This is a genomic window from Streptomyces sp. CG 926, from assembly GCF_003148825.1.
Lineage (GTDB): Bacteria > Actinomycetota > Actinomycetes > Streptomycetales > Streptomycetaceae > Streptomyces.
In genome coordinates, this window is the sequence record NZ_QGGZ01000012.1 from 222,028 (window position 1) to 247,338 (window position 25,311).

At 72.9% G+C, this 25,311-nt stretch carries 20 protein-coding genes and 1 other RNA gene; 6 read left to right on the forward strand and 15 right to left on the reverse strand.

The genetic code is table 11. The features are described 5' to 3' along the window. Positions 1 to 110: 110 nt before the first annotated feature. The 7 genes from BCL76_RS29965 to BCL76_RS29995 all read right to left on the reverse strand — a co-directional run bounded on the left by BCL76_RS29965 (position 111) and on the right by BCL76_RS29995 (position 9,618). Entirely contained in the window at positions 111 to 1,514 is a 1,404-nt protein-coding gene (locus tag BCL76_RS29965) for an NAD-dependent malic enzyme (protein ID WP_109782474.1), read from the reverse strand. Positions 1,515 to 2,006: 492 nt separating this feature from the next. Further along, positions 2,007 to 4,313 (reverse strand): HelD family protein, encoded by a 2,307-nt coding sequence (locus BCL76_RS29970; RefSeq protein WP_109782475.1) that lies wholly within the window; start codon positions 4,311 to 4,313, stop codon positions 2,007 to 2,009. 115 nt (positions 4,314 to 4,428) lie between these two features. Further along, entirely contained in the window at positions 4,429 to 4,989 is a 561-nt protein-coding gene (locus BCL76_RS29975) for a CGNR zinc finger domain-containing protein (protein WP_109782476.1), read from the reverse strand. Between the two features lie 367 nt (positions 4,990 to 5,356). Next, on the reverse strand, positions 5,357 to 5,908 hold the full coding sequence (locus BCL76_RS29980; protein WP_109782477.1) for a GNAT family N-acetyltransferase: 552 nt from the start codon (positions 5,906 to 5,908) through the stop codon (positions 5,357 to 5,359). Between the two features lie 9 nt (positions 5,909 to 5,917). Continuing rightward, entirely contained in the window at positions 5,918 to 7,093 is a 1,176-nt protein-coding gene (locus tag BCL76_RS29985) for a uroporphyrinogen-III synthase (RefSeq protein WP_109782478.1), read from the reverse strand. Between the two features lie 95 nt (positions 7,094 to 7,188). Next, entirely contained in the window at positions 7,189 to 8,559 is a 1,371-nt protein-coding gene (locus BCL76_RS29990; protein ID WP_109782479.1) for a nitrate/nitrite transporter, read from the reverse strand. A 96-nt stretch (positions 8,560 to 8,655) separates the two neighbouring features. After that, entirely contained in the window at positions 8,656 to 9,618 is a 963-nt protein-coding gene (locus tag BCL76_RS29995) for a LysR family transcriptional regulator (RefSeq protein WP_109782480.1), read from the reverse strand. A 97-nt stretch (positions 9,619 to 9,715) separates the two neighbouring features. Here BCL76_RS29995 and BCL76_RS30000 point away from each other — a divergent pair, with 97 nt between their 5' ends. From BCL76_RS30000 to BCL76_RS30010, 3 genes are read left to right on the forward strand one after another with little or no spacing between them, the layout of a single operon-like run. Continuing rightward, complete coding sequence (locus tag BCL76_RS30000; protein ID WP_258309979.1) at positions 9,716 to 10,954, forward strand: MFS transporter; 1,239 nt, start codon at positions 9,716 to 9,718, stop codon at positions 10,952 to 10,954. A 39-nt stretch (positions 10,955 to 10,993) separates the two neighbouring features. After that, positions 10,994 to 11,275, forward strand: coding sequence for a type II toxin-antitoxin system Phd/YefM family antitoxin (locus BCL76_RS30005; protein WP_258309970.1), 282 nt, complete (start codon positions 10,994 to 10,996; stop codon positions 11,273 to 11,275). Further along, entirely contained in the window at positions 11,272 to 11,574 is a 303-nt protein-coding gene (locus tag BCL76_RS30010) for a type II toxin-antitoxin system RelE family toxin (protein ID WP_258309971.1), read from the forward strand. Before BCL76_RS30005 ends, BCL76_RS30010 begins: the two co-directional genes overlap by 4 nt. Positions 11,575 to 11,637: 63 nt before the next feature. Here BCL76_RS30010 and ssrA read toward each other — a convergent pair. The 5 genes from ssrA to ftsE all read right to left on the reverse strand — a co-directional run bounded on the left by ssrA (position 11,638) and on the right by ftsE (position 15,551). Continuing rightward, positions 11,638 to 12,026, reverse strand: a transfer-messenger RNA (tmRNA) gene (ssrA, locus tag BCL76_RS30015). Between the two features lie 84 nt (positions 12,027 to 12,110). Beyond that, complete coding sequence (smpB, locus tag BCL76_RS30020; RefSeq protein WP_030774276.1) at positions 12,111 to 12,596, reverse strand: SsrA-binding protein SmpB; 486 nt, start codon at positions 12,594 to 12,596, stop codon at positions 12,111 to 12,113. 18 nt (positions 12,597 to 12,614) lie between these two features. Then, positions 12,615 to 13,805, reverse strand: a complete 1,191-nt coding sequence (locus BCL76_RS30025; protein ID WP_109782482.1) for a S41 family peptidase — start codon at positions 13,803 to 13,805, stop codon at positions 12,615 to 12,617. A gap of 67 nt (positions 13,806 to 13,872) precedes the next feature. Beyond that, positions 13,873 to 14,844 carry a permease-like cell division protein FtsX gene (ftsX, locus tag BCL76_RS30030; RefSeq protein ID WP_030774281.1) on the reverse strand — a complete coding sequence of 324 codons (972 nt, stop codon included), beginning with the start codon at positions 14,842 to 14,844 and terminating at the stop codon, positions 13,873 to 13,875. 17 nt (positions 14,845 to 14,861) lie between these two features. Next, a complete protein-coding gene (ftsE, locus tag BCL76_RS30035) occupies positions 14,862 to 15,551 on the reverse strand; it encodes a cell division ATP-binding protein FtsE (RefSeq protein ID WP_030011324.1) in 690 nt (229 codons plus the stop codon). Positions 15,552 to 15,797: 246 nt separating this feature from the next. Here ftsE and BCL76_RS30040 point away from each other — a divergent pair, with 246 nt between their 5' ends. Next, positions 15,798 to 15,989 carry a hypothetical protein gene (locus BCL76_RS30040; RefSeq protein WP_030724207.1) on the forward strand — a complete coding sequence of 64 codons (192 nt, stop codon included), beginning with the start codon at positions 15,798 to 15,800 and terminating at the stop codon, positions 15,987 to 15,989. A 111-nt stretch (positions 15,990 to 16,100) separates the two neighbouring features. Here BCL76_RS30040 and prfB read toward each other — a convergent pair whose 3' ends face one another. Continuing rightward, entirely contained in the window at positions 16,101 to 17,210 is a 1,110-nt protein-coding gene (gene prfB / locus BCL76_RS30045; RefSeq protein ID WP_109782483.1) for a peptide chain release factor 2, read from the reverse strand. A gap of 318 nt (positions 17,211 to 17,528) precedes the next feature. On the opposite strand from prfB, the gene BCL76_RS30050 reads away from it, so the two are divergent. Next, complete coding sequence (locus BCL76_RS30050) at positions 17,529 to 18,530, forward strand: isopenicillin N synthase family dioxygenase (protein ID WP_109782484.1); 1,002 nt, start codon at positions 17,529 to 17,531, stop codon at positions 18,528 to 18,530. Positions 18,531 to 18,717: 187 nt separating this feature from the next. Here the strand turns inward: BCL76_RS30050 and BCL76_RS30055 are convergent, their stop codons facing one another. Continuing rightward, positions 18,718 to 19,965, reverse strand: coding sequence for a serine/threonine-protein kinase (locus tag BCL76_RS30055; RefSeq protein ID WP_109782485.1), 1,248 nt, complete (start codon positions 19,963 to 19,965; stop codon positions 18,718 to 18,720). Positions 19,966 to 20,125: 160 nt separating this feature from the next. Continuing rightward, positions 20,126 to 21,838, reverse strand: a complete 1,713-nt coding sequence (locus BCL76_RS30060) for a serine/threonine-protein kinase (RefSeq protein WP_109782486.1) — start codon at positions 21,836 to 21,838, stop codon at positions 20,126 to 20,128. 436 nt (positions 21,839 to 22,274) lie between these two features. Between BCL76_RS30060 and BCL76_RS30065 the strand changes: the two genes are divergently transcribed. Next, positions 22,275 to 25,217, forward strand: coding sequence for an FHA domain-containing protein (locus BCL76_RS30065; protein ID WP_109782487.1), 2,943 nt, complete (start codon positions 22,275 to 22,277; stop codon positions 25,215 to 25,217). The last annotated feature ends 94 nt before the right edge of the window (positions 25,218 to 25,311 follow it).

The following is a 25,311-nucleotide window of genomic DNA, read 5'->3' on the forward strand; positions in this document are numbered from 1 at the left end:
TGCGGACCGCGGACCTCGCGGGCATCCCCGCAACCCTAGAGGCGGCCCGTCGGGCCCGCATCTCGCGACGCGCCGGGATCGGAGCGCCGTGAGGGCCGTCACAGCGGGGCTCAGCTCCCCGAGGCCGCCTTGCGGACGGCGCCCGCGACCGCGCCGGCGACCTTGTCGTTGAACACCGACGGGATGATGTAGTTCGCGTTCAGCTCGTCCTCGCCCACGACGTCCGCCAGCGCGCTCGCGGCGGCCAGCATCATCTCCGTGTTCACGGTGCGGGACTGAGCGTCCAGCAGACCGCGGAAGACACCCGGGAAGACCAACACGTTGTTGATCTGGTTCGGGAAGTCGGAGCGGCCGGTGGCCACCACGGCGGCGGTCTGGCGGGCCACGGCCGGGTCCACCTCGGGGTCCGGGTTCGCGAGCGCGAACACGATCGCGCCTTCCGCCATCGCGGCGACGTCCTCGCCGGACAGCACGTTCGGGGCCGAGACACCGATGAACACGTCGGCGCCGACCACGGCCTCCTTCAGCGTGCCCGTGTAGCCCTCGGGGTTGGTGTTGTCGGCGATCCAGCGCAGCGGGGAGTCCGCGGCCGCGTCGACGAGGTCGGGGCGGTCCGCGTGCACGACGCCGTGGATGTCGGCGCTCACCGCGTTCTTGACGCCCGCCGCGAGGAGCAGCTTGAGGATGGCCGTACCGGCCGCGCCGGCGCCCGACATGACCACCTTGACGTCGCCAACTGCCTTGCCCACCACGCGCAGTGCGTTGGTGAGGGCGGCGAGCACGACGATCGCGGTGCCGTGCTGGTCGTCGTGGAAGACGGGGATGTCGAGGGCCTCGCGCAGCCGGGCCTCGATCTCGAAGCAGCGCGGCGCGGAGATGTCCTCCAGGTTGATGCCCGCGAAGCCGGGGGCGATCGCCTTGACGGCGGCCACGATCTCGTCGGGGTCCTGGGTGTCCAGGCAGATCGGCCAGGCGTCGATGTCGGCGAAGCGCTTGAAGAGGGCCGCCTTGCCCTCCATGACCGGCATGGCGGCCATCGGGCCGATGTTGCCCAGGCCCAGCACGGCCGAGCCGTCCGTCACGACTGCGACGGTGTTGCGCTTGATGGTCAGGCGCCGGGCGTCCTCGGGGTTCTCGGCGATCGCCATGCACACGCGGGCCACGCCCGGGGTGTAGATCATCGAGAGGTCGTCACGGTTGCGGATGGGGTGCTTGGACGCCATCTCGATCTTGCCGCCGAGGTGCATCAGGAAGGTACGGTCGGAGACCTTGCCGAGGCTGACGCCCTCGATGCCGCGCAGCTTCTCGACGATCTCGTCGGCGTGCGCGGTGGAGGTCGCGGCGATGGTGACGTCGATCCGGAGCTTCTCGTGGCCGGATGCGGTCACGTCGAGGCCGGTGACCGAGCCGCCGGAGGACTCCACGGCGGTGGTGAGCTGGGAGACCGCGGTTCCGCTCGCGGGCACTTCCAGGCGGACCGTCATCGAATACGAGACGCTGGGCGCCGTTGCCATGGCCGTGTTCCTCTTCTGTCCCTGGTTCGCTGTAACACACAGAGCCCCGCTGCACAGCCAGGTGCGGCAGGACCTGTTGTCCGATCGTCCCACCTACCAGCCAGTACAAGGTAACCAGCTACAAAATTCGGAAAGACTCTTCCACCATACGAGATACCTCTGGTGTTCGGAATGGTGGGGTCATACGAAACAGGTCCGCGCCCCCCACAGGTGGGGGACGCGGACCTGGTCATTCGTACGTTGAAGACACCGACCCGCCATGCTCGCCTCGCGGCAAGTGGTCGCTCTGAGCGACGAAGGTTGGGCCCGGGGGCTTGGATCGAGTCGGTGCCGTACCCAGGCTAACAAAGGATCGCCGAAAGTGATCCCCCTGCTCGCACCCGTATCCGAGCACCACGCTCCTGGCCGCGGACCATCCGGCTGTACGAGGCCCTGAGCGGGCCGGGAGCCCGGCGACGAACCGCCACCGTCGGGCCGATCCACCGGGCACCCCTACGGCAGCAGCAGCTCCGGCACCCCGTCGGCGTCCGGCTTGTCCCGGTCGGCCGAGACCACCGTCAGCTGCTGCGTCGCACGCGTCAGCGCCACGTACAGCACCCGCAGGCCCGCCGGGGACTCGTCCGCGATCTCCGCCGGGGAGACCACCACCGTCGCGTCGTACTCCAGGCCCTTGGCCTCCAGGCTGCCCAGCGCCACCGCCCGCCCGCCGAGGTCCGCGAGCCAGCCCGCGGCCTCCGCCCGCCGGTCCATCGCCACGACCACGCCGACGGTGCCGTCCACCTGCTCCAGCAGCCGCCGGGTCTCCTCCCGGACCGCCGTGCCGAGATCGCCCGCGGCGGCCGTGAAGCGGGGCTCCAGGCCCGTGGAGCGCACCGCCGTCGGCGGTTCCATGCCGGGCATCGCCAGGCGCAGCACCCGGGAGGCGACCTCGGCGACCTCCGCCGGGTTGCGGTAGTTGACCGTCAGGGTGAACCGCCGGCGCGGGCGGGAGCCCAGGGCCTCGTCCCGGGCCGCGGCCGCCTCCTGCGGATCCGTCCAGGAGGACTGCGCCGGGTCGCCGACCACCGTCCAGGTGCCGTGCCGGCCCCGGCGGCCCACCATCCGCCACTGCATCGGCGTCAGGTCCTGGGCCTCGTCCACGATGACGTGCGCGTACTCGGTGCGCTCCGCCGCGAGCCGCTCGGCCCGCTCCCACTGCGTCTCCTCGCGGGTCGGCATCAGCTCCTCCAGCCCGCTGAGCTGGTCGAGCGGATCCATCTCCCGTCTGCGCTTCGGCCGCGCCGGGGCACCCAGCAGCAGCTGGAGCTCGTCCAGCAGCGCCACGTCGTGCACCGACAGGGGGCCCTTGCCGTCCGGGCCCACCCGGCGCAGCGAGCGGGCCAGCTGGCGGCTCTCGCGCGGGTTCAGGTCCCGGCGCGACCAGCGGCCGAGGTGGCGCTCGTCGGCGAGCGCGGCGAGCACCGTGCGCGGGGTCAGCTCGGGCCACCAGGCGTCGAGGAAGCCGATGAAGGCGTCCTCGGTGGAGATGTCCTCGTCGAAGGCGGAGCGCAGTTCGGCGGCCAGCTCCGGGTCGCTGTGCCGGCCGGCGCCGCCGGACTTGGCGTAGAGGGCGTCGAGCAGCAGCTTGCGGGCGCGCGGGCGCAGCAGGTTGACCGGGGCGGTGCCGCCGAGCACGTTCTGCCGGATCCGGTTCAGCTCGTCGGCCTCCAGCTCCTGGCGGCGGCCGAAGGCCACCACGCGCAGCCGGTCGGGGGCGCCGCCGAGCTCCAGGGCGCCGCGTACGGCCTTGCGGAGCACCTTGAGCATCCGGGAGGAGCCCTTGATCCGGGCCACCGCCGGGGAGTCGTAGGTGGTCGCCTCCGCGCCGTCGACGAGCGAGCCCAGCGCCCGGATGGCCACCTGGCCCTCCTCGCCGAGCGAGGGCAGCACGCCCTCGGTGTACGCGACGAGCAGCGGGGTCGGCGAGACGATCAGGATGCCGCCGGAGTAGCGGCGCCGGTCCTGGTAGAGCAGGTAGGCGGCGCGGTGCAGCGCGACGGCGGTCTTGCCGGTTCCGGGGCCGCCCGCGACCTCGGCCACGGAGGCGGCGGGGGCCCGGATGACCAGGTCCTGCTCGGCCTGGATGGAGGAGACGATGTCGCGCATCGAGTGCGTACGGGCCCGCCCGAGGGCGGCCATCAGGGCGCCGTCGCCGATGGCGGGCAGCTCCCGGCCGTCGAGGGAGGCGGTGACCTCGGGACGCATCAGGTCGTCCTCGACGCCCAGCACCTTGCGGCCCTTGGAACGGATGACGCGGCGGCGCACGACCCGGCCGGGCTCCTTGGGCGTGGAACGGTAGAACGGCGCGGCGGCCGGCGCGCGCCAGTCGATGACCAGCGGCGCGTAGTCGGAGTCCAGGACTCCGATACGGCCGATGTGCAGCGTCTCGGCGATGTCGGCGGTGAGGTCCTCGCGGATCGCGTCGTCGGCGGGCTCGACGGAGGTGTACGCGCCGTCCGCGCCGCGCTCCCCGTCCTTGCCGAGCACCAGGTCGATGCGGCCGAACAGGAAGTCCTCGAACTCGTTGTTCAGCCGGTTCAGGTGGATACCCGCCCGGAAGACCTGGGCGTCACGCTCGGCGAGCGCGCCGGGCGTACCCACCTGGCCGCGCTTGGCGGCGTCGTTCATGAGGAACTCGGCCTCGTGGATCTTCTCCTCAAGGCGTCGGTACACCTGGTCGAGATGCGTCTGCTCGACCGCGATCTCCCGATCGCGGACGGAATCCGCCGTGCTGTCGACAGCGGCATTCTGCGCGGCCACCAAGGCCCCCTTCTGACGTGCATGGGCGACCGTCAACCGTACGCGAATCGGCCCCCTGTCCGCACGCCCGTTCCGGAACCGGTCTCGCAGGGTGGTACGCCCCGCACCAGGACCCTTACCTGGACCCGGCCGCCAGGACCCGGCGGCGGTGCCGCGCCACGCGCTCCCGGTTCCCGCAGCGCTCGCTGGAGCACCACCGGCGTCGGTGGCCGCGGGAGGTGTCCAGGTAGACGCGGGTGCAGCCGTCGCCGGCGCAGGCCCGCAGCAGGGCCAGGTCGCCGGGGTCGGTCAGCAGCTCGACGGCGTCCCGGGCGACGGCCGCGAGCAGCGCGCCGCACTCCACGCCGCCGCACAACTCCCGTACGAGGTGGCCTTCCTGGTCCCGTACGGCGCACAGCCCGGGGGGTGGTCCGGCGGCCAGCGCGTTGACCCGGGCGAGGGCGCTCTCGTCGGTGTCGGTACCGAGCAGTTCCGCCCGTACGAGGGTTTCCACGTCGGCGCGCAGGGACCGGAAGGCCGCGGCCCAGTCGGGCCCCACCCGGGTGAGTGGTGTCCGATCGGGGACCAGACCGGCGCCGGCGAGCCACAGCCGCAGCTCGTCTCCGTCGGGGATCGCCTCGTGGGGGGTGAAGGTGGCCACCAGGTCCAGACAGACCCGCCCGGTATCGAACCGCATGCCGTCAGCCTCCCGTCGTGGGGGTGCCGTACCAGATTGCCGCCCGCCGGCCCCCAACGGAAGCCCCCGAACCGGTGGGTCCGCCCCACCGCTCCGCGCCCCGCGATCCAGCCCCGCCGAGCCACTCCCAGCCCCGCCGGACCACTTCCAGCCCCGCCGGACCACTTTCAGCCCCGCCGGACCACTTTCAGCCCCGCCGGACCACTTTCAGCCTCGCCGGCGTTTGAGGCGCGGGGTCTGGGGCGGAGCCCCAGGGAACCCGGCTCCGCCGGGCACCGGGCTCCGCCCGGACCCGCGCCTCAAACGCCGGCGAGGCTGGATTTGCCGGACCGAGGCTGAAAGTGGCCCAGCCGAGGCGCCGCCCGGGCTAGGGCGGTGGGGGGTTGTCGTGGAGGAGGCGTTGGAAGAGGCGGTGGTCGCGCCAGGCGCCGTCGATGTGCAGGAAGCGCGGCGCGAGGCCGTACTGCTCGAAGCCCGCCTTCGCCAGCACCCGCTGCGAGGCGAGGTTGTCGACCAGCGTGCCGGCCTCCACCCGGTGCAGACCCAGCTCGTCGCGCGCGACCCGGCAGACCTGCGCCACGGCCGCGGAGGCCACCCCCTTGCCGTGCCAGGCCCGGTCGACCCAGTAGCCCACACCACCGCTGCACAGCGGCCCGTACGCGATCGAGCCGAGGTTGATCGCGCCGACGGGCGCACCGGTGGCCGTCTCGACGAACACGTACGGGACGATCCGCCCCGCGTCCCGCTCGGCGAGCACGCCCTCGAGCCGCTCCCGCTGGCCGGCCTCCGTGTAGAAGGCCTCCGGCCGGACCGGCTCGAAGCGCGCCATGAAGGCCCGGTTCCGTGCGAACGTCTCGGCCAGGCCCGCCGCGTCGTCGAGCACGACGCCCCGCATCTCGACCCCGTCAACAATGATCATCCCGGCACGCTAGCCGAGGACCCCCCGAGCCGTCACCGCGTCGGCCGGGAGCTCCCCGTACTTGTCCTCGCCGCCCGCGTCCAGCGACAGCCGGTACCCCCGCTTGACCACCGTCTGGATCAGGTTCGGGGCCCCCAGGGCCACCCGCAGGCGGGCCATCGCCGTCTCCACGGCGTGCTCGTCCCGCCCCGCGCCCGGCAGCGCCCGCAGCAGTTCCGCGCGGGACACCACCCAGCCCGGCCGCCGGGCCAGCGCCCGCAGCAGGGCCATCCCGGCCGGCGGTACGGGCCGCAGCGCGTCGTCCACCAGGACGGCGTGCCCCCGGATCTCCACCCGGTGCCCGGCCACCGGCAGCACCCGGGCCCGGGCCGGCAGTTCCTTGCAGAGCAGCTGCACCAGCGGGCCCAGCCGGAACCGCTCCGGCTGCACCGTGTCCACCCCGTGCGCCTGCAACGGCAGGGCGGTCACCGGGCCGACGCACGCGGACAGCAGCCTGCCGCGCAGCGCGTCCAGCACCGCCTCCCGCAGCCCCCGCTCCTCGGCCCGGGACAGCAGCGAGGCCGCCGCCGGCGCCGAGGTGAAGCTGACGGCGTCGACCCCGCCGCCGACGATCGCGTCCAGCAGCCGGTCCAGCGGCCCGAGGTCCTCCGGCGCCATCCACCGGTACACCGGGACCACGACCACCTCGGCCCCGCCGGCCCGCAGTGCCTCGACGAAGCCGGGGAGCGGCTCCCCGTGCAGCTGGAGCGCGATCCGCCGGCCCTCCACCCCGTCCGCCAGCAGTCGCTCCAGGACCTCGGCGAGCGATTCCGAGTCCGGGGACCAGGTCTCGGTGAGCCCGGCGGCCCGGATGGCGCCCTTCACCTTGGGCCCGCGCGCCAGCAGTTCGGCGGCGCGCAGCCGCTCCAGCAGTTCCTCGCCGACGCCCCACCCGTCGGCCGCCTCGATCCACCCCCGGAAGCCGATGGCCGTGGTGGCCACGACCACGTCCGGTGCGCAGCCGATCAGTTCCTTCGTCGAGGCCAGCAGCTCGCTGTCGTCGGCGAGCGGCACGATCCGCAGCGCCGGCGCGTGCAGCACCGCCGCCCCGCGCCGGCGCAGCAGCGCGATGAGCTCGTCCGCGCGGCGGGCGGCCGTGACCCCTACGGTGAAGCCCGCGAGCGGGCCGGTGTTCGTGTCGTCCATCGTGACCTGCCTAGTGACGCATGTGGGGGCGGTACGGGTGGACCGAGCCTGTCAACACGTCGTGTCGGTCTCGGTTCACCCGTATTTCGCCCCGGTTACACCGACGTGAGCTGCGGTTTCTTCTCGACCCCGACCGTGTGGATCACGGGGGTCACCGGGCGGCGAAGGTATACCGCCCAGGTGACCGCGCAGCACAGGGCGTAGAAGCCGAGGAAGGTGACGAAGGCCGCCGTGCCGGAGCCGGAGGTGCGGAACGCCTCCCGGAAGACCAGGTTGATGCCGAGTCCGCCGAGCGCGCCGACCGCCCCGATCAGTCCCATCGAGGCGCCGGAGAGCCGCCGCCCGTACGCGGCCGCGCTCTCGCCGCTCATGCCGCGTGCCAGTGCCTTCGCCTGGAAGATGCCCGGGATCATCTTGTAGGTCGATCCGTTGCCGAGCCCGCTCAGCACGAACAGGGCCACGAACCCGACGAGGAAGACCGGCAGCGAGGAGCGCTGGGAGGCGAACACCACCACGCCGGTGGACGCCGCCATCGCCACGAAGGTGCCCAGGGTGATCCGGGCCCCGCCGAAGCGGTCCGCGAGCGCCCCGCCCACCGGCCGGATCAGCGATCCGAGCAGCGGTCCCATGAAGGTCAGCGAGGCGGCCTGGAGCGGGGTGCGGCCGAACTGGGTCTGCAGCACCAGGCCGAAGGCGAAGCTGTAGCCGATGAAGGATCCGAAGGTGCCGACGTAGAGGAACGCCATGATCCAGGTGTGCGCGTCCTTCAGGGCCTCGCGGACCGCGCCGGTGTCGTTGCGCACGGGCGCCAGGTTGTCCATCCGTACGGCGGCCAGGACCGCCGCGGTCACGATCAGCGGGAGGTAGGCGGCCAGCAGGTAGCGCGGGTGCGTGGCCCCGGCGGTCGCGATGACCAGCAGCCCGGCGAGCTGCACCACGGGCACCCCGATGTTGCCGCCGCCGGCGTTCAGGCCGAGCGCCCAGCCCTTCTTGCGGAGCGGGAAGAAGGCGTTGATGTTGGTCATGGAGGAGGCGAAGTTGCCGCCGCCGACACCGGTGAGGGCGGCGACGACCAGGAAGGTCGTGTAGGAGGTGCCGGGCTCCATCACCACGATCGCGGCGACCGTCGGCGCGAGCAGCAGCAGGGCGCTGACGACGGTCCAGTTCCGGCCGCCGAAGCGGGCGACGGCGAAGGTGTAGGGCACCCGGACGAACGCGCCCACGCAGGTCGCGGTCCCGATGAGGAAGAACTTCCCGGCGGGGTCGATCCCGTAGGCCGGTCCCATGAACAGGACCATCACCGACCAGAGGGACCAGATGGAGAATCCGATGTGCTCGGAGAAGACGGAGTAGAGGAGGTTGCGGCGGGCGGTCCGCTCCCCGGTCTCCTTCCAGAAGGTCTCGTCCTCGGGGTCCCACCGCTCGATCCAGCGGCCCCCCTTGCGCGGTGCGGTCGTACCGGTCATCACACGCCTCCACAGCTCTCGCGTCCGTGGAACGACCGTAGGAACGGCGCGTTTCCGCCCCGGTCCCCGCCGGATGACCGCCGGGAAACCTTGCTCTCACCCGCCGCCGGCGGCACCTGTGAGCGCGGCCGGGCGCCAACTCGCCGGGGGCACGTCCAGCCAGCCGCGTTCGCCGCCGAGGGCCGCCACGGCCCGGTGCAGCGCTTCGAGTCCGGGGTGGCCGAAGCCCTTGCGCCAGACCATGGACAGCGGGGACAGCGGTACGGGGTCGACCAGCGGCCGCTTCACGGAGCCGGGCATGTCGACGAAGTCGACGGTCACCAGCACCGGGTTACCGGTCTTGGCCATGACCCGGCGGAACTCGTCCTTGCCGATGGCCACCGGTGCGGGCGGCGCCATCAGGATGCCCCGCCCGGCGAACAGCTCGCGCGCGAGTCCGGTCCACTCCAGCGTCCGCGGGTTCCCGGCGCCCGCATACACGCTCTCCCCGGCCAGCGCGTCCAGCGGTACGGTCGCCCGCCCGGCCAGCGGGTGCCCCTCGGGCAGCAGCACGGCCAGCGGCTCGTAGCGCACGGGCCGGTGCGCGATGCGCGAGCGCCATACGGGGTCCAGGCCGTCGGCGTACCCGAAGGAGACGTCGAGGCGGCCGGCGGCGACCTCGGCGGCGGCGTGGGTCAGTCCGCTCTCCCAGCGGGCCATCAGTTCGCAGTCCGGGGCCAACTCCCGGGCCCGCTCCAGCACGGTGCGCGCCGTGCTCGGCCCGTCGGTGTTCAGGTCGACGAGGAGCGGCCGGGGCGCGGCGAAGGCGGCGGCGACCGCCTCGTGCGCGGCCAGCACCCGCCGGGCGAGCGGCAGCAGCCGCTCCCCGTCGGGGGTGGGCTCGACGGCGCGGGTCGTCCGGACGAACAGCGTGGTGCCGAGGGCCTCTTCGAGCCGCCGTACGTCCCGGCTCAGCGCCTGCTGGGCGACGTACAGCCGGGCGGCGGCCCGGGTGAAGTGCAACTCCTCGGCCACGGCGACGAACCCGCGCAGCAGCCGGGGATCCACATCACGGGGCATCACCCCCGGAGACTAACAACAGATCGGCGTGAATGGCCCCCCAACAGGTGTTGGACGCTCACCCGGGTCCCGGCGGAGGGTGGTGGTCATGCCCCTCATGGCCGTCACCGGCAACACCCTCGTCCTCGCCGCCCCGCCCGCCCCCGCCCGTGCCCCCCGCGCCCCTCGCGCCTCTCGCGGCCCGCTGGCCCCTTACCGGCGCCTGTTCGCGCTGCCGGGCACCCGCCGGTTCACCGCCGGGAACCTCCTCGCCCGGCTCCCCATGGGCATGTTCGGGGTCAGCGCGGTCATGATGATCGCCGGGCAGCGCGGCTCGTACGCCCTGGCCGGCGCGGTCACGGCGACCGGCCTGGCCGCCACGGCGCTGGTCGCGCCCTGGACCGCCCGGCTGATCGACCGGCACGGCCAGGCCCGGATCGCCGTCCCGGCCACCGTGATCGCCGTGCTCGGCTCGCTGTCCCTGATCGTGTGCGTCCGCACCGAGGCCCCCGCCTGGACCCTCTTCGCCTCGTACGCCGCGACCGCCACCACCCCCAACATCGGCGGCATGTCCCGCGCCCGCTGGACGCACCTGCTGCAGGGGTCCCCGGGCGCGCACCACACGGCGATGTCCTTCGAGCAGGCCGCCGACGAGCTCTGCTACATGCTCGGCCCGGTCCTGGCGGCCTTCCTCTGTTCGGTCGTCCTCCCCGAGGCCGGCACCCTCGCCGCGGCCGCCCTGCTGCTGACCGGCATGCTGGTCTTCACCTCCTGCCGCGCCACCCAGCCCCCGGTGACGGCGGGTCCCCGGCAGGGCTCGCCGCTGCGCGCGCTGGCCCCGCTGCTGCCCCTCTTCCTCGCCACGGGCGTGGTCTTCGGCTCGATGGAGATCGCCTCGATCGCCCACCTCGACGCCCTGGGACTGGGCGCGGCCTCGGGCCCGGTGCTGGCCCTCCAGGCGGCGGGCTCCTGCGCGGCCGGCCTGCTCTACGGCACCCTGCGCCCGCGCGGCCTGCGCACCTGCCTGATCGCCATGGCCGCGGCGATGGCCCTGCCGTGGGCGGCGGCGGCCACGGGCTCGCTCCTCCCGCTGGCCCTCGCCCTGCTGCTCGCGGGCATGGCCACCGCCCCGACGATGGTGACGGCGATGTCCCGGGTCCACGCGCGCACCCCGCAGGGCCGCCTCAACGAGGGCATGACCCTGGCGGTCACCGCCATCCTCGCGGGCATCTCCCTGGGCGCGGCGACGGCCGGCACCCTGATCGACCACCTGGGGCCGGCGACGGCCTACGCCCTCCCCGCGGCGGCGGCCCTTGCCGCCGTGCTCCTCGCATCGGCGGTCCGCCGATCCCGGTGACCACGGACCGGCTTCATGTACATCCAGTACATTCATTACATGAGCGAGCCAGTGATCGAATCGATGGCCGAAGTGCGCGCCCACTTGGCCGACGTCCTTGACCGCGCCCGTCGGGAGGACACCCCCACCATCGTCACCAGACGCGGGAAGGAGGAAGGCATCGTCCTCGACATCGACGAATACCGACGCCTCAAGGCGATCGAAGAAGCAGCCGAGGACGCATGGCTGTCGAAGCTGGTCGGGGCCGCGCGCGCCGACGACGACGGAACCTCGCTCAGCCTCGAGGAAATGACCGCCGAGATCCTGCGCGGTGGTGCGTGAGCGAACACCGGCACCTGACCCGGTTCAAGGCCGGCGCCCGCCGCGAGCTCGGAAAGATCCCCCAGCCCGACGCGCTACGGATCCTGCGTCGTCTCGCCGAGCTGCAACAAGCCTTGGACTCCGGCGACACGAACGCGTTCGACATCAAGGCCCTCCAGGGGCACCACGCCCACTGGCGGCTCCGGATCGGGGAGTACCGCGTCGTGTACACGCTCGAGGAGAGCCCGGACGGTGCGCTCGTCGTCACGGTGTGGGTCGTGGCCGTCGGCCACCGCCGCGAGATCTACCGCACCCTCTAGCCGAAGAACACATGACAAAGGCCCCGCAGCCGAGAGGCCGCGGGGCCTTTGCCCACATGGGATGAGTGGAGATGGCGGGAATCGAACCCGCGTCCAACGGTGCAGAAGCAGGGCTTCTCCGAGCGCAGTCCGCTGCGCTTTTCTCAGCCCCGGAGATCACACGGACAAGTCTCCGACGGGCTCAGTCACTGTTTGATTTCCCTCCAACCCCCGTGACCGGGGCTAGAGGTTTAGATCCCTAATTGACGCCAGGATCCGGACCGGGACCACTTCCGGGCTGACGCTCCTCACAGAGGCTTCAGCTCACTGTTATTAGGCAGCGAGGGTGAAGCGGGAGTTATCGCTCTTGGAGTTGGCGATTATTGTTTGCGACATATGGTTAGCGAGATCATTGCCGCTTCCTCGGCTCGCTTCCCCTGCATCGACATCCGCTGTCGAAACCGATCATCCCCATGTTGTTTTTTCAAGCTGCGCCGACCCCTGGGGGGCGGTGCTGACGCCATGGTACGCGAAGTGGACCACCGCGTGCCAGGTGATTAAACCGTGCCGCGCTGCTTGCGTCGGATGGCCGAGATCGTCCGGTTCGTCTCACGGGTGTCCTGCTTCTCCCGCATGGTCTGCCGCTTGTCGTACTCCTTCTTGCCCTTGGCCAGCGCGATCTCGACCTTCGCCCGACCGTCCTTGAAGTACAGCGACAGGGGCACGACCGTGTGGCCCGCCTCGTCCGCCTTGCGCTCCAGCTTGTCGATCTCCTCGCGGTGCATGAGGAGCTTGCGCTTGCGCCGGGCGCTGTGGTTGGTCCAGGTGCCCTGGCTGTACTCCGGCACGTGCACGTTGTAGAGCCAGGCCTCCCCGCTCTCCACCGACACGAAGCCGTCCACCAGCGAGGCCCGGCCCTGGCGCATGGACTTGACCTCGGTACCCGTGAGCACGAGACCGCACTCGTAGGTGTCGAGGATCGCGTAGTCGTGCCGCGCCTTCTTGTTCTGGGCGATCAGCTTGCGCCCTTTTTCCTTAGCCATAGTGCGGTCATTTTCGCACTACGGACCCACCCCGAGGCCACCCAATACTGTGACCGCCCGTTCCTCGACCCGCTCCCCCGCCGGCACGTCCGGGGTGATGCCCTCGCCGTCCAGGCTCCGGCCCGCCGGCGTGCGGTAGGTCCCCACCGTCAGCTCGGCCACCGAGCCGTCCGGGAGTTCGGTCGGCATCTGCACCGAGCCCTTGCCGAAGGTCCGGCTGCCCACGGCCACCGCCCGGCCCCGGTCCTGCAGGGCGCCCGTCACCAGTTCGGCCGCGCTCATCGTGCCGCCGTCGACCAGGGCCACCAGCGGGCGGGTGGTGTCCCCGCCCTCGGCCGCGTACAGGACCCGCTGGTCGCCCCGTACGTCGTAGGTGGCCACGAGCCCGCCGTCCAGGAACGCGGAGGCGGCGGTGACCGCCTCGGTGACCAGCCCGCCCGGGTTGCCGCGCAGGTCGAGGACGACCCCCTCGCCGGCCGGGGCCGCGCGGACGGCCGCCTTGACGCGGTCGCCGGAACCGCGGGTGAAGGAGGCGACCTTGATCACCGTGACCCCGTCCGGGCGCTGCCGTACGGTCACCGGCTCGGTCCGCAGTTGCTCGCGGCGCACGGTCTCGGTGAGGTCGGCGCCGTCCCGGCTCAGGTTCAGCACGACGGGGGTACCGGCGTCGCCCCTCAGCAGTCCGACCACGTCGGTCACGGCCAGGCCCGTCACGGCGTGCCCGTCGACGCTCAGCAACCGGTCCCCGGCGCGCAGCCCGGCCCGGGCGGCGGGGCTGCCGGGCTGGACCCTGTCGACCTTGATGACACCGTCGGCGGCCCGCCCGGCCCACACCCCGACGCCGGTCCAGCGGCCGTCGAGACCCTCGGCGAAGGCGGCGTACTCGCCCTGGTCGTAGACGGTGCCCCAGCGGTCCCCGCTGCGGCTGACGACCTCCTGGGCCGCCTTCTTCCCGGACTTCCCCTCGGCGACGGCCTCGGCGACGGCGCGGGCGACCGCTTCCCGGTCGGCGGTGCCCGTCTCGCGCGGGGCCTCGGCCGTAGGGGCACCCGTCAGGGCCGCGGCGGCCGCGGCGCCCTCCTCGCGGTCCCAGCAGCCGGTGTACGCACCGGCGCCGACGGCGGTGAGGAAGGCCATCGTCAGAACGGCCCCGCGACGCAGGTCGCGGGGCCGGAGACAGAAGGCGGGAATACTCGGCAAGCCCAGCATGGCGCCGAGTCTAGGACAAGCCCCGCGCCGGTACGGGTGGTTGACCGGACCGCTCACGGGGCGCTTGTCACACCTTCAGGTACTTGCGCAGGGCGATGAAGGCGGCCATGGAGGGCATCAGGAGGCCGATGAAGAGTACGTACGGCAGCTTGGCCAGCACCGATCCCCAACCCATGAAGTCGATCAGCTGGATCTTGTCCCGCAGTCCGACGCCGTGGTCGATCACGAAGTACTGGCCGGACATCAGCATGGCGCAGGCGAAGAGCGCGCCGATGAGGCCGGCGACGGCCGCCTCCATGATGAAGGGGACCTGGATGTAGAAGCTGGAGGCACCCACCAGCCGCATGATCCCCGTCTCACGCCGTCGGCTGAACGCCGAGACGCGCACGGTGTTGACGATCAGCAGCAGCGCGACGATCAGCATGATCAGCATGATGGCGAGGGCGGCGATGTTCAGGTAGTTGAGGATCCGGAAGAGGTCGTCGATGGCCTGGCGCTGGTCGTCGACGGTGTGGATGCCGTCACGGCCGACGAAGGCGGAGGTGACGACCTTGTACTTCTCCGGGTCCTTCAGCTTGACGCGGAAGGACTCCTGCATCTGGTCGGGCGTGATGGAGGAGGCGAGCGCCGTGTTCCCGAACCGCTCCTGGTAGTGCTTGTAGGCCTCGTCCGCCGACTCGTACGCGACGGACTTCACCAGGGTCATCTGCTTGAGCTCGGACTCGATCTGCTTCTTCTGCTCGTCGGTCACCGCCCCCTTGGCGCAGGTGGTGACGCCCGTGGAGCCGCCCCCCGAACCGTCGGCCTTCTTGGTCGCGGCCTCGCTCGCCTCCACGGCGTCCTGCTTGTTGCACAGGTAGATCGAGACGTTGGCCTTGTCGTACCAGAAGCCCTTCATCTTGCTCACCTGCTCGCTCATGAGCATGGAGCCGCCGAACAGGGCCAGCGAGAGGCCCACCGAGATGATGACCGCGAAGGTCATGGTGAGATTGCGACGGAGACCGACGCCGATCTCCGACATGACGAACTGGGCGCGCATTGCGTCTCAGGGACCTTTCAGTGCTGGTAGCCGTAGACGCCGCGCGACTGGTCGCGCACGAGTCGGCCCTGTTCGAGTTCGATGACGCGCTTGCGCATCTGGTCGACGATCTGCTGGTCGTGGGTGGCCATGATCACCGTGGTGCCGGTCCGGTTGATCCGGTCCAGCAGCTTCATGATCCCGACCGAGGTCTGCGGGTCGAGGTTGCCGGTGGGCTCGTCCGCGATCAGCAGGGCGGGGCGGTTGACGAAGGCGCGGGCGATGGCCACGCGCTGCTGCTCACCACCGGAGAGCTCGCCCGGCATCCGCTCCTCCTTCCCACCCAGACCCACGAGTTCGAGGACCTGCGGGACGGCCTTGCGGATCTCGCCGCGCGGCTTGCCGATGACCTCCTGGGCGAAGGCCACGTTCTCGGCCACCGTCTTGTTGGGCAGCAGGCGGAAGTCCTGGAAGACGGTCCCCAGCTGGCGCCGCATCTGCGGAACCTTCCAGTTGGAGAGCTTGGCGAGGTCCTTGCCCAGGACGTGCACCTGGCCGTGGCTCGCCCGCTCCTCGCGCAGGATGAGCCGCAGGAAGGTGGACTTGCCGGAGCCGGAGGAGCCGACCAGGAAGACGAACTCGCCCTTCGCGATGTCGAGAGAGACTTCTCTGAGTGCGGGGCGGCTCTGCTTCGGGTAGGACTTGGAGACACTGTCGAATCGGATCACGGGTGCACCACGGTCGCCGGGAGTAGGTGTGCGTGACCATACGCGAACGCGCGCGAGGTGGGGACCCGGGCTCCGGACTTGCCCGATTTATCCCGGCGTGCGGGCGCTCAGGACCGTGATTGCCCGGACGGGCCGCGCCGAATGTCGGCGAAGCCGGCACAGTGGTAGGGGGAACGCTCCGGTTCCCCACGCCGTTATAGGCAGCAGAAGACCGTAGGAAGACCGAGGGGACGAGAGGAGGAGCGCATGACATATGACCGGCTCGTGTGCGCGAACTGCGCCGCACCCGTCAGCCAGGGCCGCTGCCCGGTGTGCCGGGCGAACCGGGAGCGCCTCCAGCAGGAGGGCCCCTTCTCCGGCCTGAACCCCGTGACACTCATCGCGCTCATGGTGGTCCTCGTGACAGCTCTGGTACTGGTGGCCCAGCACACCGCCTAGACCGCCCGGCCGTGGTGCCCGCGGCCCCGTGCCACGTACCGATCACACACGCGAGAAGGGCCCGGACACCACACCAGGTGTCCGGGCCCTTCCACGTCTGTTGTCGCGCCGTTACGCGGTCTGCTCCTGCTGCTTGCGCCAGCGGATTCCGGCCTCCAGGAAGCCGTCGATCTCACCGTCGAGGACCGCCTGCGGGTTGCCGACCTCGAACTCCGTCCGCAGGTCCTTGACCATCTGGTACGGGTGCAGGACGTAGGAGCGCATCTGGTTGCCCCAGGAGCTGCCGCCGTCCTTGAGGGCGTCCATCTTGTCCTTCTCCTCCTGGCGGCGCCGCTCGAGCAGCTTGGCCTGGAGGACGTTCATCGCGCTGGCCTTGTTCTGGATCTGCGAGCGCTCGTTCTGGCAGGAGACCACGATGCCGGTCGGCAGGTGCGTGATGCGCACCGCCGAGTCGGTGGTGTTGACGCCCTGGCCGCCGGGGCCGGAGGCGCGGTACACGTCGACGCGCAGCTCGGCCTCGTCGATCTCGACGTGGTCGCTGGTCTCGACGACCGGGAGCACCTCGACGCCCGCGAAGGAGGTCTGGCGGCGGCCCTGGTTGTCGAAGGGCGAGATGCGCACGAGGCGGTGGGTGCCCTGCTCGACGGAGAGGGTTCCGTAGGCGTAGGGCGCCTTGACCACGAAGGTGGTCGACTTGATGCCGGCCTCTTCCGCGTACGAGGTCTCGTAGATCTCGGTCGAGTAGCCGTGCCGCTCGGCCCAGCGCAGGTACATGCGCTGCAGGCGCTCGGCGAAGTCGGAGGCGTCGACGCCGCCGGCCTCGGCACGGATGTTGACCAGGGCCTCGCGCTCGGCGTACTCGCCGGAGAGCAGGGTCCGGACCTCCATCTCGTCCAGGGCCTTGCGGACGGATACCAGCTCGACCTCGGCCTCGGCCAGGGTCTCCGCGTCGTCCATCTCCTGGGCGAGGTCGAAGAGCACCGCGAGGTCGTCGATGCGCCCCCGCAGGGCCTCGGTCTTACGGACCTCCGCCTGGAGGTGCGAAAGCTTGCTCGTGATCTTCTGGGCGGCCTCCGGGTCGTCCCACAGGGACGGCGCGGCGGCCTGCTCCTCGAGCACGGCGATATCTGCCCTCAGCTTGTCGAGGTCCAGGACGGCCTCGATCGACCCCATGGTCGAGGAGAGGGACTTCAGCTCTTCGGAAACATCGACGACTGCCACGGGTCCAGCGTAGCCGGTCCCCGGAGGACGCCGTCCGGGCAGGCCGAATCACCCGTTCTGATGATGGATCGCACAGGCGTACGCTCTCCGTATGACCGTTCTCCTCGTCAAGCGCCGCCATGTGGACCACATGCGTGTCACGACGACGAGCTGTCCGCCGCCGGACCGAACCCAAGCCTGATCCACCACGAGATCCGACTTGGTCCTGTACGCGGCTCCCGTGGTCCCGGCACCATCCCCGTCGGAGACCCTCCCCCCGCCCGCGGCCCCCACCACCTCTGGGGAACAGGACCCCGTGACATCCGAAACGGAGCCGTCATGCCGTCCGCGCACACTCTCCCCGTCCTGGACCTCTCCCAGGCCGACGACCCGGCCCAGCGGGCCGACTTCCTGAAGCAGCTGCACGCGGCCGCCCGGGACACCGGTTTCCTGCACCTGACCGGGCACGGCGTCACCGCCGCCGAGAGCGCTCGCATCCTGGAGCTGACCAGGGCCTTCTTCGCCCTCCCGGAAGCCGACCGGCTGGCCGTCAGCAATCTGAACTCCCCGCACTTCCGTGGCTACACCCGGATCGGCCACGAGCTGACCGGCGGCGCCTCCGACTGGCGGGACCAGCTGGACGTCGGCGCCGAGCGCCCGGCGCCGGTCGTGGGACCGGACGACCCGGCGTTCCTGTGGCTGGAGGGCCCGAACCAGTGGCCCGCCGCCCTCCCCGAGCTCCGTACGGTGGTGCTCGACTGGCAGTCCCGGCTCGCGGCGGTCGCCCACCGCCTGCTCCAGGAGCTCCTCGTGGCGATCGGCGCCCCGGCGGACTTCTTCGACGAGGCCTTCGCGGACCGCCCGCACCTGCACACCAAGCTGATCCGCTACCCCGGATCGTCCCCCACCGGCGCGGACCAGGGGGTCGGCGCGCACAAGGACTACGGGTTCCTGACGCTCCTGCTGCAGGACGCGGTGGGCGGCCTGCAGGTGGTCCGCGACGGCGGCTACGTGGACGTACCGCCGATGCCGGGCGCGTTCGTGGTGAACCTGGGCGAGCTGCTGGAGATCGCGACCGAGGGCTACCTGACGGCGACGGACCACCGGGTGGTCAGCCCGCCCGGCGCGGTGGAGCGGTACTCGGTGCCGTTCTTCTACAACCCCCGGCTGGACGCGGTGATCGAGACCGTCCCGGGCGAGTACCTGCGCTCCGCCCCCGGTGTCGCGCACGACGAGTCGAACCCGCTGCACGCCCAGTACGGCCGCAACGAACTGAAGGGCTGGGTCCGCGCCCACCCGGCCGTGGCCCGGCGCTGGCACCCGGAACTGGCCTCGGTGTAGCCCGCCGTCGGCTTCCCGGGGCTCCGCCCCGGACCCCGCGCCTCAAACGCCGGCGAGGCTGGATTCTCCAGCCCGTCCGGCCTTCGAGGACTCCGGGGTCGGGGCCGGAGCCCCGGTATCTCAGCCCCGCCGGCGTTTGAGGCGCGGGGGTTCGGGGCGGAGCCCCCGACCGCGGCGCCGCGCGGCGCTACGGAACCCGCGGTACCGACTGCTTGCTGTCCTGCGGGGGCGGCGCCTCGTCTCCCGAGACCGCGAGCCAGGTACCCAGCCCGACCGCCGCCACCAGGGCCACCGCTCCGGCGGACAGGGCCAGCCTCCGCTTGCGCGCGGCCTCCGCGCGGTGGCGGGCGGAGCCGGGGCGGTGGCCGCCCGCCGGGCGCGGCACACGGGCGGTGCCCAGCGCACCGCCCGCCAGCTCGTCCGGCCCCGGCACGCGCATCGAGGTGTGGGTGTCCCGGTTGGAGTCGGTCGCGGAGCCCGGCACCAGCGGGACCACGCCCCGCCGCCGGACCGGGTCGGCCGCCGGTTCCTCCGAAGGCTCGGGGTCCGGATCCGCGTCGTCCGGCTCGTCCACGTCCAGCGGCGGCATCCCCGCCAGCAGCGGCAGCAGGTCCCGCAGCCGGACCGACAGCTCCGAGGCCCGCAGCCGCGAGGCCGGCGCCTTCGCCAGGCACTGCACGACGAGCTGCCACAGCTCGTCGGGGATACCGGGCAGCGGGACGACCGTCTCCGTCACGTGCCGTCGCAGGACCGCGCCCGGGTGGCCCCCGCCGAAGGGGGTGAATCCGGCCAGCAGCTCGTACAGGACCGTGGCCAGGGCGTATATGTCGACCGCGGCCCGCGGGGGCAACCCCTCGACGATCTCCGGCGCCAGGTAGTCCGGGGTGCCGATGATCCGGGTCGTGGGGGCCGAGGCCCGGCCCGTGGAGGCGCGCCGCGGGGAGTCGATGAGCTTGGCCACGCCGAAGTCGGTCAGCAGCGCCGGGTGCGAGCCGCCGGGGCCGAGCCGGCCCTGCATGTCCAGCAGGACGTTCTCCGGCTTCACGTCCCGGTGGACGACCCCCGCCGCGTGCGCCGCCGCCAGCGCGTCGGCGACGTCCGCGACGATCGCCACGGCCGCCTCGGGGGCGAGCCGCCGTTCACGGTCGAGGCGCGTGCGCAGGTCCGTACCGCGGACGAGGTCCATGACGAGGGCGAGGTCGTTGCCGTCCACGACGAGGTCGCGGACGGACACGACGTGCGGATGCTCCAGGCCGAGCAGCGCGCTGCGCTCCTGGACGAACCGTCCGACGAGTTCCTGGTCGGACGCGAGGTCCTCGCGCAGCAGTTTGACGGCGACGGGCCCGTCAGGCCCCTCGCCCAGCCACACCGTGCCCGCGCTGCCGCGCCCCAGGATCTGGTGCGCGGTGTACCGGCTGCCGATCTTCCGTGCCACGACTGCTCCCTCAGCGGCTGGCGTACGCACCAAAGCTACGCGGCCGGGTGGGCATTGGAGGCCGGCAGGGGGCCGGATTCGCGGCGACCTTCACTTCTGCGAGCGAAAACATGTCCCAGAAGTCGACAAATCCACGAAGTCGGCGCTACGAGGGTCCGTTTCAGGGCTTGGCGGACCCCGAGGAGCCCGCGGAGTCCCCGATCGTGCTGACCCAGTCGACGGCGTCGGAGCCCCAGGTCCAGATCTGGTCCCACCAGCCCCGTCCGGTGCCGACCCATTCCTGAAGCGGGGTCAGCTCCCAGACCAGCCAACCGGCGACGAAGAAGACCAGGATCAGCACCAGGCAGCCCTTGAGGCAGCCGAGGCCGGGGATCCGCACCGGGTTGGCGCTGCGGCGCGGCTCACGCGGCTCACGCGGCTCCCGGGGGGCCGGCCGCTGCTGCGGCGGAGGCTGCGGGGGCTGCTGCTGCGGCCGGTGGTACTGGGGCTGCTGCTGAGGCTGCTGCTGGTACGGCTGCGGCTGGTAGTGCTGCGGCGGAGGCGGCGCGTACTGCTGCTGCGGCGGCTGCTGCGGCTGGCGGTACTGAGGCTGCTGCGGCTGCTGGTACTGCTGCTGCGGCGCAGGCGGGCCCTGCCGGTACTGCGGCGGCTGCTGCTGGGGCCGGTGCTGCGGCGGAGGCGGCGCCTGCCGCTGCGGGCGGCGGCGCAGCGGGTCGTCGTTCGGGTCGAGGCGCTGGATCTGCGTCTGCTCGTTGCGGTCGCGGGCGGCCTGCATCTGCGACTGCCAGGGATGCGGCGAGTCGGGCCGCTGCACCGGGGGCATCACCGAGGTCGGGTCGGCCGCCGTACTCGGCAGCACCGAGGTGGCGTCGGCGGCGCCGACCGGCGGCAGGACGCTGGTCATGCCGTTCGGGTCGTACCCGCCCACGGGCGCGCCGGGGGTCTCGGGGACCGGGGCCGGCGAGGGGTCGGGCGCGAGCAGCGCGCCGACGCCGAGCGCGGCCTCCACCTCGGCGGCCGAGGAGTGCCCGCCGATGCCGGAGGCCACCACGCGCAGGGCGCGGGCCAGGCTCTCGGCGCTGGGGCGCTCGTTCGGCTCCTTGCGCAGGCAGCGCTCGACGACGGTCCACAGCGGCTCGGGCACGGTCGAGGGCCGCTGCGGGTCCTCGCTGAGGTGGCGGTGGAGCACTTCGAGCGCCGTGCCGCCGGCGAACGGCGGGCGGCCGGTGAGCAGCTCGTAGAGGAGGATGCCGGCGCCGTAGATGTCGACGGCGGAGGTCTGCGGGCGGCCTTCGGCGGACTCGGGGGCGACGTAGGCCGGGGTGCCGACGAACTCGTGGGTGCGGGTCAGGCCCGGGGAGTCGGCGAGGCGGGCGATGCCGAAGTCGGTGAGCATCGGCTTCATCTGCCCGCCGCGCTCGTCGAGCAGCACGTTGGCCGGCTTCAGGTCGCGGTGGACCACGCCGTCGGTGTGGCTGGCGGCGAGGGCGTCGGCGATCTGGGCGGTCAGCAGGCTCGCCGCGACAGGGGTGAAGGGGCCGTTCTGGCGGAGGTACTTGTGCAGGTCCGGGCCGTCGATCAGGTCCATGACCAGGGCCAGCAGATCGCCCTCGACGACGAGGTCGCGGGTGCGCACGATGTTGGGATGGGTCAGGCGCAGCAGGACCGAGCGCTCCCGCAGGAAGCGCATGACGATGTCGGGATCCTGGGCCAGCTCCTCCTTGAGGACCTTGATGGCCACGGTCTCTCCGGGCTGTCCCGCGACGGCCGCCTCCGCGCCGGCGGCCTCCCTCTGGCGGGCACGCCAGACAGTGCCCGTGGCGCCGCGCCCGAGCGGCTCCTCGAGCAGGTATTTGCTGCCGACTGGCCGCACGTCTCGCGCTCCCTGCTGTCGTTCGGATGTGGTCGATCCGCTGATTGGTTTTCCGGCCCACTCTAGGGGGTGTCCCCTCGGAAGACGCCGGTCCCCGGAGGTTGGTTGCCGCACATATGTACGGAGGGTGATGTTTGCGGGGTATGCCGGAGGCGATTTTCCCCGTCTTTCCCCGCCTTGGTGTCCGGATCCGACCGGGGTCCGGCCCGGGTCCCGACACATCAAGATCATTTGTTGCCGGGTGCCGGGCGTGTTGTCCGTGACAGGTGCGAGGATGCACCTGTACGGACGGCACGGGACGGGAGCCCCGCCTTCCGGGCAGACCTGACCGGACGACGCGTCCGTGCCGGGTGGGGGGCGACCGGACGGTCATGTCACGGGATTCCCCTGCCGGGCGCACACACCGCGCACCGCGCAGAAGGGACCGCTGACGGCGATGCAGATCCGGCTGACCGTCCTTGGGTCGCGCAGCGGCCACCAGACCGCGACCGCCCCCGCGAGCTGTGACGTCCTCGTCACCGCGCCCGTCGGCACCGCGCTGGCCGCGGTCGCCTCCGGGCTCGCGGCGACCGTCGGCGGACCCGACACCGGGGGCACCGTCGTGCTGTACGCCGGCTCCGAGCGCCTCGACCTCCAGCGGCGGGTGCTCGGCGAGCCGCCGCTCGTGGACGGCGCGGTGCTGGCGCTGCACGGGCCCGTGCCGGACGTCCTGCCGGAGGACGGCCTCGGCGCCGCCCAGCTGCACGTCGTCGCCGGACCCGACGCGGGCGGGGTGCATCTGCTGCACAGCGGGCAGATCATGGTCGGCCGCTCCGCCGACGCCGACGTCCCCCTCGACGACCCCGACGTCTCCCGGCTGCACTGCGCGGTCACGGTGATCCCGGACGGGCGGGTCGCGGTGGCCGACCTGCAGTCGACGAACGGCACCACGCTGGACAGCGCCCCGGTGGGGCCCCAGCCCGTCGCCCTGCCCCCGGGGGCGCTGCTGCGGGTCGGCGAGTCCACCCTGCGGCTGGCCCCGGCGGGCGCTCCCTCGCTGCCGGTGATCCCGGACCTCCAGGGCCACCTCTCGGTCTCCGCCCGGCCCCTGGCCGCCGCTCCGCTTCCCGGTGCGCCCGCCGGTGCGCCCACCGGTCCGCTCGCCGGCCTGCCCACCGCTCCGCCCGCCGGGGCGGATCCGGCCGCCGCCGGCACGGCGCCGGACGCGCCCGGGATCCCCGACGCGGCGCGCGAGGCCGGGCCGCCGGGCGCGACGCCGACCCCCGGCCCCGGTACCGGCTCCGGGCGACGGAAGGGCCTCGGCGCCTGGGCCCGCAAGTGGGTACGCGGCGAGGAACCGGCCGAGGCCCCGCCGGAGCCGGTGGCCGCCGCGCCCCACCCCGACGACCCCGCCGCACTGCTGCTGGCCGCGATGGGCCCCTCCGAGCGCCTGTGGTCCCGTACGCCCGAGGATCCCGCCGTACTGGAGGTGGGGCTCGGCGCCGGGAGCCGGGTGTCCCTGCCCGCCGTCGGCGCCCTCGGGCTCGCCGGCCCGCGGACCCGGCTCGCCGGGGCCGCCCGCTGGGTCGTCGCGCAACTGGCGGCACTGCACGCACCGGGGCAGCTGGAGATCGTCCTCGTCTGCGCCGACCGGGCGCGCGGCCTCGCCGACCGGCGGCGCGACTGGGGCTGGCTCGGCTGGCTGCCCCACGTACGACCGGCGCACGGCCAGGACTGCCGGCTCCTGCTCGCCTACGACCGCGACCAGGCCGTCGCCCGTACGGGTGAGCTGACCCGGCGCCTCGACGAGGGTCCGCTCGGCGCGCACTGGGCCGCCGCCGACGCCGGGCAGGTCCGGCGGGCCGCCGCCGTCTACGAGGGCCCGTACACGCTCGTCGTCCTCGACGGCGATCCCGGAGCCGGCCCGCTGCGCGACATCACCGGCCGGCTCGCCTCGCACGGCACGGCCGCCGGGATCCACGTGCTCGTGCTCGCCGACGCCCCGGCCGCCACCCCCGCCTCGCCGATCGAGGAGACCTACGAGGCCGCCTGCGCGAGCTCCCCCGCCTTCCGGGACTGCGGCGCGGTCGCCCTGCTCAGCGGCGATGTGGCCACGGCCGTACGCACCTTCACGATCGACGGCGGCAGACCGGTCCCGTCCGGGGGCACCGTCACCGCCGACGCCGTCTCCGCCGCCTGGGCCGAACGCTTCGCCCGCGCCCTGGCCCCGCTGCGCACCGCCGAGGGCGGCTCCGCCGAGCCGCATCGCACGACCACCGCCACCCTGCCCGCCACGGCGCGGCTGCTGGACGAGCTGGGGCTGGCCCGGGCCACCCCGGCCTCCCTGATGGCCCGGTGGGCCGCCGCCACCGACCAGGGCCAGGGCGTGGGAGGCCTCGCCGAGATCGTGCTGGGCAGCGGACGCCGCGGGCCCGTCGGCACCGAGCTCGTCCACGACGGCCCGCACCTGCTCATCGAGGGGCCCGCCGGGAGCGGGCGGACCGAGCTGCTGCGCTCGGTGGCCGCGTCGCTGTCGGCGGCCGCCCGGCCGGACCGGCTCGGGCTGCTCCTCCTCGACGGGGCCGGCGGCGAGCGCGGCGACGGGCTGCTGCCCTGCACCGAACTCCCACACGTCTGCGCCCACCTGGTCGCCGCCGATCCGCTGCGCATGCGGGAGTTCGCGCAGGCGCTCGGCGCGGAGCTCAAGCGCCGCTCCGAGCTGCTGGCGGAGTTGTCCTTCGCCGAGTGGCACGCGCAGCGCGAGGTGTCCGACCGGATGGTCGCGCCGCGCCGGCCCACCCCGGGCGAGCAGCGCGGCGACCTCGACCCCCAGCGCACCGGCACCCTGCGGCTGCGGGCCGCCACCCCCCGTACCGATGCGGCCGGGCCCAGCCCGTTGCCCCGTCTGGTGGTACTCGTGGACGACCTCGACGCGCTGGTCGCGCCGGGGCTGGGCAGTACGGGCCGCCCCGCCGCCGGCTCGGTGGTCCGGGCCCTGGAGGCGGTGGCCCGCGAGGGCGCCCGCCTCGGCGTGCACCTGGTGGCCACCAGCGCCCGTCCCGACCGTACGGCGGACACCGGACTGGCGCGGCTGGCCACCCTGCGCGTGGAGCTGGACGCACCCGACCAGCCGGGCCCGGGCCGCGGCCTGCTCCGCTTCGGCGACGGCCGGACGGTCCCCTTCCAGGCGGGCCGGGTCACCGGCCGGATCCCCCGGACGGCGACCCAGCGGCCGACGGTGGTCCCGGTGGAGTGGGAGCGAATGGGTGATCCGCCGGCCCGCCGACCGGTACGTGAGCTGGGCAACGGGCCCACCGACCTCGCACTGCTGGCCAGCGCCCTGGACCGGGCCTCCCACCTGGTCTCGGCGATACCCGTGCTGTTCCCGCCCGCGCCCTGACGCACGGCCGCGCCCCCGCGAGGCGGTATTGCGGGGGCGCACGGCTCGGCGTAGACCTTGTGGTCCAGGACACATCACGGGCATCGGGGGCAGA

What these genes read in the sequence shown, in the direction of transcription:
- BCL76_RS29965 (WP_109782474.1), bottom strand. Translation starts at nt 1,514, where the DNA reads ATGGCAACGGCGCCCAGCGTCTCGTATTCGATGACGGTCCGCCTGGAA.
- BCL76_RS29975 (WP_109782476.1), bottom strand. Translation starts at nt 4,989, where the DNA reads ATGCGGTTCGATACCGGGCGGGTCTGTCTGGACCTGGTGGCCACCTTC.
- BCL76_RS29980 (WP_109782477.1), bottom strand. Translation starts at nt 5,908, where the DNA reads ATGATCATTGTTGACGGGGTCGAGATGCGGGGCGTCGTGCTCGACGAC.
- BCL76_RS29985 (WP_109782478.1), bottom strand. Translation starts at nt 7,093, where the DNA reads ATGGACGACACGAACACCGGCCCGCTCGCGGGCTTCACCGTAGGGGTC.
- BCL76_RS29990 (WP_109782479.1), bottom strand. Translation starts at nt 8,559, where the DNA reads ATGACCGGTACGACCGCACCGCGCAAGGGGGGCCGCTGGATCGAGCGG.
- BCL76_RS29995 (WP_109782480.1), bottom strand. Translation starts at nt 9,618, where the DNA reads ATGCCCCGTGATGTGGATCCCCGGCTGCTGCGCGGGTTCGTCGCCGTG.
- BCL76_RS30000 (WP_258309979.1), top strand. Translation starts at nt 9,716, where the DNA reads ATGGCCGTCACCGGCAACACCCTCGTCCTCGCCGCCCCGCCCGCCCCC.
- BCL76_RS30005 (WP_258309970.1), top strand. Translation starts at nt 10,994, where the DNA reads ATGAGCGAGCCAGTGATCGAATCGATGGCCGAAGTGCGCGCCCACTTG.
- smpB (WP_030774276.1), bottom strand. Translation starts at nt 12,596, where the DNA reads ATGGCTAAGGAAAAAGGGCGCAAGCTGATCGCCCAGAACAAGAAGGCG.
- BCL76_RS30025 (WP_109782482.1), bottom strand. Translation starts at nt 13,805, where the DNA reads ATGCTGGGCTTGCCGAGTATTCCCGCCTTCTGTCTCCGGCCCCGCGAC.
- ftsX (WP_030774281.1), bottom strand. Translation starts at nt 14,844, where the DNA reads ATGCGCGCCCAGTTCGTCATGTCGGAGATCGGCGTCGGTCTCCGTCGC.
- BCL76_RS30040 (WP_030724207.1), top strand. Translation starts at nt 15,798, where the DNA reads ATGACATATGACCGGCTCGTGTGCGCGAACTGCGCCGCACCCGTCAGC.
- BCL76_RS30050 (WP_109782484.1), top strand. Translation starts at nt 17,529, where the DNA reads ATGCCGTCCGCGCACACTCTCCCCGTCCTGGACCTCTCCCAGGCCGAC.
- BCL76_RS30065 (WP_109782487.1), top strand. Translation starts at nt 22,275, where the DNA reads ATGCAGATCCGGCTGACCGTCCTTGGGTCGCGCAGCGGCCACCAGACC.